15 protein-coding genes are annotated in these 12771 nt (G+C 55.0%); 10 read left to right on the forward strand and 5 right to left on the reverse strand.

Annotation, left to right across the window (positions count from 1 at the left end; translation table 11 throughout):
• The first annotated feature begins 407 nt into the window (after positions 1-407).
• The 7 genes from JMJ16_RS21610 to JMJ16_RS54550 all read left to right on the forward strand — a co-directional run bounded on the left by JMJ16_RS21610 (position 408) and on the right by JMJ16_RS54550 (position 4005).
• The gene (locus JMJ16_RS21610) at positions 408-746 is read left to right on the forward strand and encodes a helix-turn-helix transcriptional regulator (RefSeq protein ID WP_236601653.1); all 339 of its coding nucleotides are present in this window, start codon (positions 408-410) and stop codon (positions 744-746) included.
• A 28-nt stretch (positions 747-774) separates the two neighbouring features.
• Positions 775-1350, forward strand: a complete 576-nt coding sequence (locus JMJ16_RS21615; protein WP_255553226.1) for a dihydrofolate reductase family protein — start codon at positions 775-777, stop codon at positions 1348-1350.
• Between the two features lie 30 nt (positions 1351-1380).
• Entirely contained in the window at positions 1381-1869 is a 489-nt protein-coding gene (locus JMJ16_RS21620) for an SRPBCC family protein (protein ID WP_201384910.1), read from the forward strand.
• Positions 1870-1902: 33 nt separating this feature from the next.
• Positions 1903-2463, forward strand: a complete 561-nt coding sequence (locus JMJ16_RS21625; protein WP_201384912.1) for a dihydrofolate reductase family protein — start codon at positions 1903-1905, stop codon at positions 2461-2463.
• Between the two features lie 94 nt (positions 2464-2557).
• On the forward strand, positions 2558-3076 hold the full coding sequence (locus tag JMJ16_RS21630; RefSeq protein ID WP_201384914.1) for a hypothetical protein: 519 nt from the start codon (positions 2558-2560) through the stop codon (positions 3074-3076).
• A gap of 28 nt (positions 3077-3104) precedes the next feature.
• Positions 3105-3428, forward strand: coding sequence for a hypothetical protein (locus JMJ16_RS54545; RefSeq protein WP_236601654.1), 324 nt, complete (start codon positions 3105-3107; stop codon positions 3426-3428).
• A 43-nt stretch (positions 3429-3471) separates the two neighbouring features.
• Complete coding sequence (locus tag JMJ16_RS54550) at positions 3472-4005, forward strand: IS630 family transposase (RefSeq protein WP_236601691.1); 534 nt, start codon at positions 3472-3474, stop codon at positions 4003-4005.
• Between the two features lie 85 nt (positions 4006-4090).
• Here the strand turns inward: JMJ16_RS54550 and JMJ16_RS21640 are convergent, their stop codons facing one another.
• Positions 4091-4591 carry a hypothetical protein gene (locus tag JMJ16_RS21640; protein WP_201384916.1) on the reverse strand — a complete coding sequence of 167 codons (501 nt, stop codon included), beginning with the start codon at positions 4589-4591 and terminating at the stop codon, positions 4091-4093.
• 251 nt (positions 4592-4842) lie between these two features.
• On the opposite strand from JMJ16_RS21640, the gene JMJ16_RS21645 reads away from it, so the two are divergent.
• The 3 genes from JMJ16_RS21645 (at position 4843) to JMJ16_RS21655 (ending at position 7543) form a co-directional block, all read left to right on the forward strand.
• Positions 4843-5652: a Cof-type HAD-IIB family hydrolase gene (locus tag JMJ16_RS21645; RefSeq protein ID WP_201384918.1), complete on the forward strand. Its 810-nt coding sequence runs from the start codon at positions 4843-4845 to the stop codon at positions 5650-5652.
• 107 nt (positions 5653-5759) lie between these two features.
• Positions 5760-6260, forward strand: coding sequence for a peroxiredoxin (locus JMJ16_RS21650; RefSeq protein WP_201384920.1), 501 nt, complete (start codon positions 5760-5762; stop codon positions 6258-6260).
• Between the two features lie 62 nt (positions 6261-6322).
• Positions 6323-7543, forward strand: coding sequence for a PLP-dependent aspartate aminotransferase family protein (locus tag JMJ16_RS21655; protein ID WP_201384922.1), 1221 nt, complete (start codon positions 6323-6325; stop codon positions 7541-7543).
• Between the two features lie 70 nt (positions 7544-7613).
• Here JMJ16_RS21655 and JMJ16_RS21660 read toward each other — a convergent pair whose 3' ends face one another.
• The 4 genes from JMJ16_RS21660 to JMJ16_RS21675 all read right to left on the reverse strand — a co-directional run bounded on the left by JMJ16_RS21660 (position 7614) and on the right by JMJ16_RS21675 (position 12536).
• Positions 7614-8615, reverse strand: a complete 1002-nt coding sequence (locus tag JMJ16_RS21660) for a BON domain-containing protein (protein WP_201384924.1) — start codon at positions 8613-8615, stop codon at positions 7614-7616.
• Positions 8616-8884: 269 nt separating this feature from the next.
• A complete protein-coding gene (locus JMJ16_RS21665) occupies positions 8885-10198 on the reverse strand; it encodes an RNA-guided endonuclease TnpB family protein (RefSeq protein ID WP_201384926.1) in 1314 nt (437 codons plus the stop codon).
• Positions 10199-10438: 240 nt separating this feature from the next.
• Positions 10439-11035 (reverse strand): DUF4126 domain-containing protein, encoded by a 597-nt coding sequence (locus JMJ16_RS21670; protein WP_201383870.1) that lies wholly within the window; start codon positions 11033-11035, stop codon positions 10439-10441.
• Between the two features lie 121 nt (positions 11036-11156).
• Positions 11157-12536 (reverse strand): glycoside hydrolase family 1 protein, encoded by a 1380-nt coding sequence (locus tag JMJ16_RS21675; protein WP_201384928.1) that lies wholly within the window; start codon positions 12534-12536, stop codon positions 11157-11159.
• Between the last annotated feature and the right edge of the window lie 235 nt (positions 12537-12771).

Below are 12771 nucleotides of genomic sequence, written 5' to 3' on the forward strand. Positions count from 1 at the left end.
TTAGTATAGAAGCAGTATAGTATGTATACATTAATACTGCCAGTCCTGAGCCTCTTTCATATACGTGTTAAGCATCACCCCTTCCCATCACTTTTTGATGGGAAGGGGTGATGCTTGCGTGGAGAGAGACAAGGCGACCTGAGCCAGCTTACTACTTATCCGAAAACCTGAGCGCGAAGCGCTACAGCGGCGTGCTCAAACATTGAGCCTTCTTGTATCTCTTCCTTATTTACCTCCATTGTTCCGATCCCTTTCATTCCGTGATTGACACAAGAGCCACGTAAAGTCGTCCTTCTCCCACAACGCCCCCACTCTTTGTGAACTCCGTCGGCGCGCGCGTTTTAGATAGTACTGGCCAACTATATTTAAGCATTGACTTGATAAAGCTAATGGTTTATAATGTGTCCATGGATATGTTTGTTGCGCTCTCCGATCCGACACGACGGGCCATTTTAGAACTCCTTGCCAACTGCGGCGAACTCACAGCCACAGACATCTACGGGCACTTTCCTGTCAGCCCACAGGCGGTCTCGCAGCACCTCAAGGTCTTACGCGAGGCCAAACTGGTGGTGATGGAAAAACGCGCGCAGAAGCACCTGTACCGCCTCAATCCACAAACACTGTCTCAATTTGAAGCATGGGTTCAGCAGACGAGACAGAGGTGGGAAGAGTGTTTTGAGGCACTAGATAAAGTGCTCGAACGGGAAAAACAGAAACGCGTGAAGGACGAACCAGAAAGCAGGTGAGAGGATGAATATGCATACGTAGGACCCCATGAGAAAAGTTCTTCTCAACATGCCGATGACGCTTGATGGCTTCTTCTGCGGGCCAAACGGCGAGTTGGACTGGATGTCGCAGAAGTCGGACCAAGAGCTCAACGATGACATTGTTGCCTTCTTTCAAGAAGTTGATGATGGATTTATTGGCTACCCGACGGCTTCCGGGATGATTCCCTACTGGCTGGGTGTCGCACAAAACCCTTCGGCATCTTCGGAAGAGCGTGCCGTTGCGCGGTCCGTGAACAGATTACACGCGTTTATTCTCTCGAACAGGGAAGAAAAACTCGCGTGGGAGAATACAAAGCTGCTTGTGGTAAAGAGCAATGACGAGCTGGTTGAAGCAGTACAAAAGATCAAGCAGCAGCCGGGAAAAGACCTGGGTGTGCCCGGCGGCATTCGCACCGCGCAAACGTTTGTGCGCCTCGGCTTGGTTGATGAGTACGTGCTGATGGTTCATCCTGTCGTCATCGGCCAGGGGCAAAGTGTGTTTACCACTAAGGTCAATCTGGAGTTGGTAGGCGTGAAGACATACAAGTCTGGCGTCATGCGCGTGTGTTACCGGCCACGCTAAGCAGTGGAGTTTGAAAGGAAGCAACGAGAAATGGCAGGCAAGAACAAAACAATCGTTACCGCAGAACCAGGGATACAGGAAATGATCATCACGCGCGAATTCGACGCGCCGCGCGAGCTTGTGTTTCAAGCGTTTACCGATCCAGAGCTTGTCCCGCAATGGTGGGGGCCGAGACGTCTTTCAACCCTGGTTGATAAGATGGACGTGCGATCTGGTGGCCTGTGGCGCTTTATCAATCAAGACCCTGACGGCAACGAATACGGCTTTCATGGAGTGTATCACGAAGTCTGCGCGCCCGAACGCATAATCGACACCTTTGAGTTCGAAGGGCTGCCGGAAGCAGGACATGTGTGCCTCGAAACGCTCACCCTGGAAGCCTTGCCCGGCGGCAGGACCAGGCTTACCACTCAATCCGTCTTCCAGTCGGTTGCTGACCGTGATGGTGCACTCCAGAGCGGTATGGAAGAAGGACTCAACGATTCTTACGCGCGCCTCACAGAACTGCTGGAAACGATGTAGTAGCATAGCATTCACAAAGATTGGAGAAACACCATGGGAAAAGTTACGTTTGGCCTTTCGGTCTCGCTCGACGGCTTTATCGCTGATAAAAATGATGATGTCTCAGAAGTCTTCGCCTGGATGGGACACGCTATGGAACATTTCTATGAGGTCATAGGCGATCAACTCAACGAGGGCGGCGTAGTGATTATGGGACACCGAAGCTTTCATCAGATTGATAATGAGCAGGGGTGGATCATGCCTGATGGCACACCTCTTCCCGGCCCGGTGATTGTCTTGCAATCGCAAGCTCGCGAACCCCTGCAACAGGGCCAGACGCAGTATTACTTTGTCACCGAGGGCATCGAGAGCGCGATTGCCAAAGCCAGAGAGCTTGCAGGCGAGAAAAATATTGCCCTGCACGGGGCCAGCGCGGTCCAACAGGCTCTGAAGGCGGGCCTGCTCGACGAAATCAATATGAGCATGGCCCATGTCCTGCTGGGTGAGGGCGTGCGCCTCTTCGATCACCTTGGCTCAAAGCCGATCCACCTGGAACATATTCGCACGCTTGAGACGCCGGGCGCCACCCATCTCTCGTTTCGCGTGATGAAGTAAGACTGGCTTCGTCTCTCTGAGAAAGGAAAGGAGACCATCATGTCTGGGGACAACACCCAGCACCAAAATGGTCATTTAGAGAGGAGAAAACACGATGACAGATGACTCCACCCATATTCAGGCAAAGACGCCTCCGCCTCAGCCAAACCCTGCACTCACCCCCCTTGAGGGATTGGTGGGCGATTGGGAGATGGAACTCTCCAATGCGGCTTTTCTTCCTCGTCCATCCGACAGAGTAAAAGGGGGACCGGTCTTGATCGAGTGGGTGCAAGATGGAGCCTTTCTGGCGCTGCGCATGGGCGACAAATCGCCGAATCCCCCCCATGCTCTCTGGCTCATTAGCCGGGATGACTCGGCCTCCACCTATACCGTGCTCTATTATGACGCGCGGAGCGTTTCGAGGGTTTATGAGATGAGCTTCTCGGAGAGAGCGTGGAAGATGTGGAGGGAAGCGCCCGGCTTCTGGCAGCGTTATGAGAGTACTGTGAGCAAGAACGGCAAGATTATTACCGGCCATTGGAAGAAATCTGCTGATGGCTTCAAGTGGGAGCACGACTTCGATGTCACCTATACCAGGCTGAACCAGGACTGGCCACAAGGAGGGAATTTATGAAGACGTACTCACAAGGTTTACGCGAGCTGTGGACCTGAGTCGCCCCCGAGCCGAGATTATGCAGCTCTTTGGTGTCTCCAGTGCTACGATTAAACGATATCTGAAACAACGACGAGAGGAAGGGCATGTGCAGCCCAAAGCGATTCCTGGTCGCCCGCCGAAGAAACGGACACAGGTGGAAGCCGGTGTCCTGCCTCAATTACAGGCGCACGACGACGCCACATTGGAGCAACACTGTGCCATGTGGGAGCAAACGCACAGCGAACGGGTGAGCCGATGGACCATGAGTCGGGCGATCAAACGGCTGGGCTGGACGCGAAAAAAAGTCGCTCGGGGCAACAGAGCACAATGAAGAGGAGCGGGCTGCGTGGCAAGCAAATGCGAGCAAGCTTCCGATAGAAGATCTGGTCTTTATCGATGAAACTGGCTCCACTATTGCCTTAACGCCTCTGTATGCTCGCGCACCCAGGGGAGAGCGAGCTAGAGGAAGTGTGCCACGCAATCGTGGAAAGAATACGACGCTTATCGCTGCACTTTCTCTGGAAGGCATGGGGACCGCGCTGATTCTGGAAGAATCGGCCAACACGACGGCCTTTGAACTGTATATCGAACAGGTTCTGGCTCCTGGCCTTCATGCAGGCCAGATCGTGGTCATGGACAATCTCCAGGCCCATAAAAGTGCCCGAGTACAACAAGCCATCGAAGCGAAAGGTTGCCAACTCCTCTTCTTACCCGGCTACTCACCTGACCTCTCCCCCATCGAAGAGGCGTTCTCCAAACTCAAGACGGCCTTGCGACGAGCGGGAGCCAGAACGAGAGAAGCGCTGGAAGCAGTAAGTAGTCAAGCTTTACTCACCATTACCGCTCAAGATGCACAAGGGTGGTTCCAGCATTGTGGCTATGTTCTCACCCACGAAAGGAAGAGCTAAATAAAAGCTCAATCTTTGAGCACACCGCTGTAGGCACGCCAGTGACGTTGGGTTTCGGAACAAGATCTTAGTGTAGTGAAATGGGTTACGCACCACATGCCCCTACAACCGCTTGTGGGCCACAAAGCTGGGTGCCCATACCTATGCCCGCAGAAAAGCGTACCTGGTTTCCAGGCAGAAGTGTCAATGTCGCTTCTGAACCAACGGGGCGCACATTTCCAGCCGAAATTGTCCCATAAGCGACATTACCATCTACCCTGGAAAACTGTATATTTTCTGTATAGCCGTCGAGAATACCTCCCTGTGACGAATCACACGGCTGCTTTACCCCAGGACCACACCAGGTATAGGTGCGCGCACCAAAATGTGCCTGACCATCCGCGTTAACCGCCATGTCTGCCCCATGAGCATACCAAAAACCAACAAACCTGCTGAAATCAGGCACCTTCTCCGACATATATGTATCAGTTGCTATTGAAGTTAAACGTGTAGCAGCCCTGGCAGCATCAGTGGTATATCCCATGAGCAGCAGCGCAAACAGCCCACTTAATACGGTCAGAACAACAGCTTTTGCAAAAAGTCTCACTGAGCTCCCCTTTTCGCTTTAGCACATCAAAACACTTTAATGTGTTAAAAAACCATAAAAGTACTACCAATCTTAATATGAGCAGGCACTACAAAAACACTTTATCTCTGGACACCTGTATTTATATCACTCTGAACAAACACCAGCACACTTACAACATCGGGCTCTTATAAACGGCTGCTTGCCTGAGATATGCTACAATGGCGGGCGAGACATATGTACAGGCTATCTCAATTTAGGAGCTCTTTTCTATGTATCGTTTGCTGGCACTCGACCTCGACGGCACGCTGCTCGATCCTAAGCGCGCGATCACGCCACGTACGCATGAGGCACTCAAGCGGGCCGTTGAGGCGGGCGTGACCCTGGTGATTGCGACCGGGCAGACCTTTCCCGCGCTCCTCTCGCTCTGCCCCGGCGTTCCCCTCAACGGACCACAGATCGTCTATAATGGCGCGATCATCGCCGACGTAGCAGACGGCTCGCCCCTCTATGAACAACTCGTTCCAGATGAATATATTCTGCCCACGTTGGGTGCCCTGCAGGAACAGGATGTCTTTCGTGTCTACCATACCCACGAGCGCGTCTTCGCCGACACGGGAACGCCCGGCGCCAGGAACTGGTATCTTCCGCCCGCACCCACAGCCATAGAGGTCCCGGACGTGGCGGAGCTCTATCCCCAGCCCTGCATCAAGCTGGTGGGAGTCTGCGATCCAGCCGAGCTGGCACGCAAACGCGTGTATTTTGAGGAGCTCTTCGCCTCGCAGCTCTACGTCACCCAGGCCGCCTCGGACCTGATTGAGTTCCTGCATCCCGCAGTCTCCAAGGGGCGCGCCCTCCTGAAGATCGCCAGTATGCTTGGCATCTCCTCAACCGAGATCGCCGCCATTGGGGATAATCATAACGACATCGACATGCTGCGTTTCGCGGGCCTGGGCATCGCCATGGGCAACGCCTCCGAGGAAGTAAAGGCCGCCGCCCACCATGTCACGCGCAGCAACGCCGAAGATGGTGTAGCCCTCGCCATCGAGGAGCAGATCCTGCCCTTCGTTACCCCGGCATAGCCACAATCCTGTAGGGTCCATGCTTGCATGGACTCATCCGCACGCGGTACTATATAAGCCAATAGGGAAGATATGTTGTAGTGACTCACAAAGGGAGAGCTTCAAAGATGAATGACGAACAGAATCAAGCACCTAATAATCTGGTGAAGGACCAGATTATTCCGGCCTTTACGCTGCCGGGACCCGATGGTATGCCGCATAGTCCCTGGGATTATAAGCAGCGCGAGCATCTACTACTGCTCTTCATCCCCAGCCTCACCGATGCGCGAGCGCGAACATGGCTCAGTAGCTTCGTGGAGCAGTACCGTGCCTTTCGCGATGAGATGTGTGCTATTCTAGCCATCACGCCTGATCCTGTTCTGAAAAACCTCCAGGTCCAGGAAGAGCTGCACCTGCCTTTTCCCCTGCTAGCCGATCCGCAAGGGAGCGTTATCGCACGCTATACGCAGTGGGACTCCGCCACACGCACACTGCTTCCAGGCGTGGTGCTGGCGGATCGCTATAACGCGCTTTATCAACAGGGCTTCGCACAGGATGAAGAGGCTCGCCCCTCCATCGCAGAGCTATTGGCCGATCTCCGCTATATCAATACGCTCTGTACGCCCTGAGAACACCGGCCCCCGGCGCTCCCGCCCGGCTATCGCTTCTACAGTAAAGAGGTTGCTTGCTCATGACAGACTACAATACTAACTGGCACCTGGATACGCAGCTCATCCATGAGGATCGGAGAGCACGCTCGCGCTACCAGACTGGCACACCAACCGTCCAACCTATTCACGCCAGCACGACCTATATCCACGAGAGTTGCGAGGCCCTGGACCGGGCCTTTAGTGGCAAGACGCCCGATGGGGACGCCGCCTTCGTCTACGCCCGCCAGGGTAATCCCAACGCCCAGACGCTTGAAGACGCCTTGGCCCGTGCCGAGCGAGGCGTAGGAGCCATCACCTTCGGCTCAGGCATGGCGGCCATCAATGCCGCGCTCATCACCGCAGGCCTGACCAGTGGGACCAAGATTCTGGCCTCCAAAGACCTCTACGGCCCCTCGATTGGCCTCTTGCAGGCCCACTACATCCCCAATGGCGTTGAGGTCGTACTCAAAGATCTCTGCGTGCCGGAGGTTGGCGCCATCATTCGCGAAGAGCAGCCAGACGTCGTTTATTTAGAGACCATCTCCAATCCCCTGGTCAAGATCGCCGATCTCGACGCCATTAGCGCCGCGGCGCAAGAGGTCGGGGCCATTACCGTGATCGATAGTACATTCGCGACCCCCTATTTAATTCGCCCACTCGAACACGGCTTTGACCTGGTCGTCCACAGCACCACCAAGTATATCAGCGGGCATGGAGATAGCACAGGTGGGGCCGTCATCAGCTCCAAGAACTCGCTGATGGGGAACTTGCGCACCAACGCTAACCTGCTGGGCGCCATGCTCAGCCCCTTCGAGGCGCACCTGACCATGCGCGGCCTGCGCACCCTGGCCCTACGCATGGAGCGCCATTGCGGCAACGCCAACCAGGTCGCGGCCTTCCTGAGCGAGCATCCCGCCGTCGAGTGCGTCCACTTCCCCAGCCTCGCCAGCCATCCACAGCATGCGTTAGCAGAGCGCCTCATTGGCCAGGGGCGCTATGGTGGCCTGCTCTCCTTCGAACTCAAGGAGCAGAGCCAGGAGGCCGTCTACCGCTTTATGAACCGGCTCCAGCTCTGTCTACCTGCCACGAGCCTGGGCGATGTCTTCTCGCTCGTCAGCTACCCGCCCATGTCCTCGCACCGCACGCTCGGCGACAAGGAGCGCCGCAACCTGGGCATCAACCCCGGCTGCATCCGCCTCTCCGTTGGCATCGAGCACATCGACGACATCCTGAGTGATCTGGACCAGGCGTTGAGAGGGTAAAAGTGTAGAAAAAGAAGAAAAGGAGCGTGGGGCATACCCCACGCTCCTTTTCTTCTTTTTCTACTGATGGTTATTTTGTATGCCGGACATATTTGCCAGGGATCTGGTCCTGGGGCTCCATGCTTTCAGTGCTGGAGAGGACGTAGAGCATGGAGGTGGCGGGATTGACCCGCAACTCGTTCTCTACGGAGCGCACACCTGGGAATGTGTTGGCGATCTCTTCTGCGGTCTGCTTCTGCGCCTCATCGTGGACGCTACCGCTCAGGCGGACGTTGCCCAGGCGTGGATAGACACCAATTGGTAGTTCCTGCGTGCGGGGGTCATGCGCCATGGCCATCGCGAGCTGACTAGCCAGTGTATCGTCGGCGATCAGACGATTCTTGATCTCCAGCAGGCCGGGAACGCCCAACGCCTGGTTGGTGACGATATCGGAGCGCAGCGAGCTGGAGATGTTGCCATCCAGGTAGAGCACGCTATCCAGCACACGCATATCTATGCCCTTGAAGTCCACGTGGAGCGGCCCCAGCTCGAAGAGGATCTCTTCGACCTCGTTCTGAAGCTCGCTATCGGGGCGATAATTTGGCAGGCTCTGCAAGGTAGACTCGGGCAACGAGGCCTCGATGCGCCCACTCTCCAGACGTGAGAGATAGCGCCTCGCCAGCAGTACGTCCTGCCCCTTCAGGCTCTTGGCGACCACATAGGCCAGTTCGCCACTGCCAGGATGCGCGGCGATCAGGTAAAGCACGCCCGTCGAACCCGATTCGCTATGATGCACCTGCGAATGGCTATCGAACATCGCCGCGCCGGGTGCTTCTTTGCGCGCCTGCTCCAGCTCATCACGCGAAATAGTCAGGTTGACGCCATTGCTGGAGGCGCTCGCGACCGTGTTGAAGGGCACATAGACGGTGCGGCCCATAAAGCGACCTAAGCGCACACCCAGCACAATGGCCCGCCAATCTCGGGCATCAAAGCCTATATGGGTCAGCGTCCCACTCTCACCATCGGAGCAATAGACCTTGCTGCCAAAAATAAATTTCTGCATCTCAGAGATTGATGTCGTCGTCGTTTCCATAAAACATTATTCCTGCTTTATTATGTAAGATACTCTCAGCGTCTGCGACGCTTCTCAGGGGGTATGGTATGTGGTGGGCAAAGACCAGTGGCCTTTGCCCGCCACATACCATACCCCGCGAGCCACATAGTGATGAGAAATCTTGAGGTAGATACACTTTTCTAAAGTATACAACAAACAGTGCCAGTGAACATTAGTAATTGCTCACTGACACATTCATCAAATCTACTATCTAGTACACGTTTCTCAGCTACATTTGGGTCAGTACCCTACGGCGAAAGCCGAGGGCTTGGAGTTGTGTCTGAACTCCACCGCAATTCAGCATACCTTTTCAGGCGTGCTGCTTTGGCTTCATCGTCCGACACATCAGGGCGTACTGACAAGAGGCCCGTTCCTATCCAGTCTTGCCGGATAAGAAGCGTTCGCATCGCAATGTTTCTTGCACCAACCAGATCGGCATGGAGCGTGTACTGACAATTCTGACAGAGAAAGAGCAAGCCCTTGTGAGGACGATTCTCTTTGCAGGCATGCCCACATTTGGGGCAGGCCTGCGAGGTGTAGTTGGCATCCACCTTGATCGCCATACTTCCATGCAAGGGCGCTTTATAAGCGATCATACTGTGCAACTCTGCAAAGGACCATTTGGAAAAGGCACGATTGGCTTTGCGCTGTTTTGCACTTTTGCCTTTCCGTCGTTTGGTATGCTCGCGAATATCTGTCAGATGCTCCAGTCCAATCAAGCTTTGAGAATATCGGGTAACAATCCGTTTACTCACGACATGATTGGCGTTGGCTTTCAACCGTCTCTCTCGTCCACTGATGGCGACGAGCCTTCTCGTCGCGGAACGAGTGCCTTTTTTTTGCAGACGCCTTCTCAGTCGTGCACAGTGGTCCGATTTGGCAAGTGTAGAGATGTCAGCATAGAAGGTGCAATTCCCTTGCATTGTCGCCGTGACGGCAAGGTATCGCATCCCCACATCCACGCCAACGACTTGCTTGTGTGTTTCGGGGGGAGGATCAGCCATCTCCACGTCTAGGGAGACAAGGAGGTAAAATTGCTTCTTGGCTTTGTCATACCAGAGTTTCGATGCGCCAATCTCCGTACCACGCTGGATCAATGCCACATGCTTATTGTAGCCAGTATAGGGCACAACGATACGTCCATCGAGCGTGAGAAGACTCACGTGCTGCTCTTTCTTGAACGTGTAGTCTTTCTTATACTGGTAGGTCAGCGTGGGAGAGAGAAACGTAGGAGCCTGATCAAGCCCTTTATAACGTTTCTTGGTGAGACCTGCCTTACGATGAGCAGCATTGTTCTTCACCTTTGTCCAGAGGGCTTTATACGAGGCTGCAACTTGGCGAGGAACAGAACAGGCCATTTGCGAAGGCAGATGAAAACGGAGGCGGACCTCTTCGTAGGTGGCATCTTGCAAACGAATAGCATTACTCAATTTGCCATTCGCAAAGGCGTACTGGCTCACATAGTTGAGTGAGTCACGATAAGCCAGTTGCGTTGTACGTAATGCCTTGAATTGCTCGGGCGTTGTATTCAATTTGAGTTTAGCTGTTAATACCGTTTTCATACTCTAAATTATACCGCAGTTTTCATCTGACTGTCAACAATACATGAGCAGATGAAAGAATGTCTACGGCGTATTCCACCCAAGCCACCAACAAAGGAACGCCGCATTCCTCCCCATGCCTGAAAGGGCAGGGGCATCCTGCGGCGTTTTCGGTGAATGATATGGAGAGCCCCTGGTGGTCATAGGCCGCCAGGGGCTCTCCATATCATTCACCCAAGCAAGCGCCGCAGGAGCGAGAAGTCATACCGACGACATGGTTTTGGCCTGCTGGCGACGCTGGCGGCGCGCTCGCAGCCGCTTCACGATCTTCGTGCCTACAAAGATGAAGAGCGCGAGACAGAGCACGACAATCACGACCATCACCGTAGGCGCCAGCAGCGAGAGTATGACCGAGATGATCATCCCGATGTCTTCCAGGATGCTGATTCCGATGTTAAGAAAGCCCGCCGTTCCCACGGTTGAGGCAGCACGTGTGGTGGCCTTGGTCGCGTGCGTCACGCCCGCGATACTACCACCCACGATCAGTGGGATCGCCAGGGCAGCCCCGGAAGTATGACCAGAGGCGGCCGCGGCCACCAGCGCGCCCGCGATGGGACGCACTACGGTATGAATGATATCCCAGACATGATCCACACCAGGGATTTTATCCGCGAAGAGATCGGCCAGGGCCAGGATGGCCAGCGCGATCATAAACCAGTCACTTGTGATATACGCAAAGTCAGGATTGACTTTGTACAGGTGAAAGAAACGCGCCGCGATCGCGTACGACAGGAGTGGCATATAGGCGTTAATGCCCGATGAGAAGGCCAGGCCAATGCCAGACGCTGTAATATCCATGCATTCCTCTTGATGAATCAGTTATGAAAGCTTGATGCAAAAAAACCACAACACCCGAATATAGATTCTACGTATAAGGACGCACAAATGTTCCATGGATCAAATCTGACAGATCAAGCAACTACACATGCAAATGTTGTAGCGCTTCACGAGGGCCAAAGATGCTCTCCAGGGCTTTGGGAGCGTAACGCGCCACAATCTCCTCGGTAATCGCGTTGGCGCGACAGATCTCACCGAACATGCTGGCGCTGCGCCGGGGTGTACGCCGCTGCGTTCGAGGGTCCAGATCGATCAGGCCAAAGCGCACATGCCAGCCATTATTCCACTCAAAATTATCCACCAGAGACCAGTAGAAGTAGCCCTTCACCGGGATGCCATCCTGAATGGCGCGATGCGCCTGCGCCAGGTGCTCCAGAATCGCGGCTGGTCGCCGATCATCGCGGGCATCGCAGAAGCCATTTTCGCTGATGTACAGCGGCTTATTGCCACGCGTGCGCCGGTAGACCTCGTACAGGACGCGATACATCCCCTCGGGATAGATCTCACCGAAATGGCCATCCAGCCCCTCGTCATTGCAGACCGCGCCCGGGCGGATCGAGCGCCTGCCAAAGGCATCGCTCGTCGCACCTGGATCGAAGCTCACCAGTTCGCGGGTATAGTAGTTGACCCCATGATAGTCGCGTGCGCCTGTCGCGCGCCGGATACCTGGCGTAAGCAAATTCCAGGGGAAGGCATAGCGGCCCTCCTCTGCGAGCTTGAGCGCGTTCCAGTTGAAGAAGGAGTCCTGCACGCCTGCCACGGCGTGATCGAGTGGAGAGAGAAAGAAGGCAGGATCGAGGAGGCGGTAATGCAGGCAGTAGCCAATGCGCGCCTGAGGCTGGTGCAGCCGTACGGCGTAGAAGGCCTCTACATGGGCGCGCATGAGGTTATGCAGGACACGCAAGGCGCGCAGCAGATCGCGCTCACCCGGCGGGAACTCGCCCATCTGGTAGCCCTGAACCGCGTAGACGTTTGGCTCATTCAGCGTCACCCAGAAGTCGCAGAGGTCCTTGAGTGCCCGTGTCACATAGTTGATATAGCGCAGGAAGTAGCGCACATTCTCGCCACGCGCGAAGCCGCCACGCTCCGCGAACCAGAGCGGCTCGGTAAAGTGGTGTAGCGTCACCACGGGCGTCATATTGCGGCGCCGCAGATCCTGAAGCATCTCGCGATAGCGCTCAAGCGCCGAGCCATCCCATACTCCCTCGCGAGGCTCGATACGGCTCCACTCCAGGCTCAAGCGTAGCGCGTTATTCTCCATCTGTTCCGCCAGCTCAAAATCCTGCTCGGCGTTCTCCCACCAGTTGGCGGCCTGCCCACACTCCTCGCCACTGAGGATGTGACCCTGTTGCTCCCAGCGATACCACTGGTTATTGACATTGCCTCCCTCGCACTGGTGCGACGAGGAGGCGGTCCCCCACAAAAAGCCTTTGGGGAAGCGTAACTCACGTTGTTTCGCCATCGTAACCCTCTCCGACTTTGGCGGCCCGCTACTTGCGTACGCGGCTACTAGCATCTACCACTAACGGGCTGACAGGCAATTTTTCTCTATCCTACCATGATACACGAATGGATGCCTGCTCTTGCCTCACCTCTCCATGACCACTTTCCACATATGATACCTGATACACGAAATTCACTCTACAAAATATATGGGTTGTTTCTCAGGACGCAAAGACGCCAGAGGGCCGATTCCC

It is taken from the genome of Ktedonobacter sp. SOSP1-52 (assembly GCF_016587395.1).

Bases quoted from the DNA above. Each gene is read 5' to 3' on its own strand.
- JMJ16_RS21610 (WP_236601653.1), top strand. From the start codon at position 408: ATGGATATGTTTGTTGCGCTCTCCGATCCGACACGACGGGCCATTTTA.
- JMJ16_RS21615 (WP_255553226.1), top strand. From the start codon at position 775: ATGAGAAAAGTTCTTCTCAACATGCCGATGACGCTTGATGGCTTCTTC.
- JMJ16_RS21620 (WP_201384910.1), top strand. From the start codon at position 1,381: ATGGCAGGCAAGAACAAAACAATCGTTACCGCAGAACCAGGGATACAG.
- JMJ16_RS21625 (WP_201384912.1), top strand. From the start codon at position 1,903: ATGGGAAAAGTTACGTTTGGCCTTTCGGTCTCGCTCGACGGCTTTATC.
- JMJ16_RS21630 (WP_201384914.1), top strand. From the start codon at position 2,558: ATGACAGATGACTCCACCCATATTCAGGCAAAGACGCCTCCGCCTCAG.
- JMJ16_RS21645 (WP_201384918.1), top strand. From the start codon at position 4,843: ATGTATCGTTTGCTGGCACTCGACCTCGACGGCACGCTGCTCGATCCT.
- JMJ16_RS21650 (WP_201384920.1), top strand. From the start codon at position 5,760: ATGAATGACGAACAGAATCAAGCACCTAATAATCTGGTGAAGGACCAG.
- JMJ16_RS21655 (WP_201384922.1), top strand. From the start codon at position 6,323: ATGACAGACTACAATACTAACTGGCACCTGGATACGCAGCTCATCCAT.
- JMJ16_RS21660 (WP_201384924.1), bottom strand. From the start codon at position 8,615: ATGGAAACGACGACGACATCAATCTCTGAGATGCAGAAATTTATTTTT.
- JMJ16_RS21665 (WP_201384926.1), bottom strand. From the start codon at position 10,198: ATGAAAACGGTATTAACAGCTAAACTCAAATTGAATACAACGCCCGAG.
- JMJ16_RS21670 (WP_201383870.1), bottom strand. From the start codon at position 11,035: ATGGATATTACAGCGTCTGGCATTGGCCTGGCCTTCTCATCGGGCATT.
- JMJ16_RS21675 (WP_201384928.1), bottom strand. From the start codon at position 12,536: ATGGCGAAACAACGTGAGTTACGCTTCCCCAAAGGCTTTTTGTGGGGG.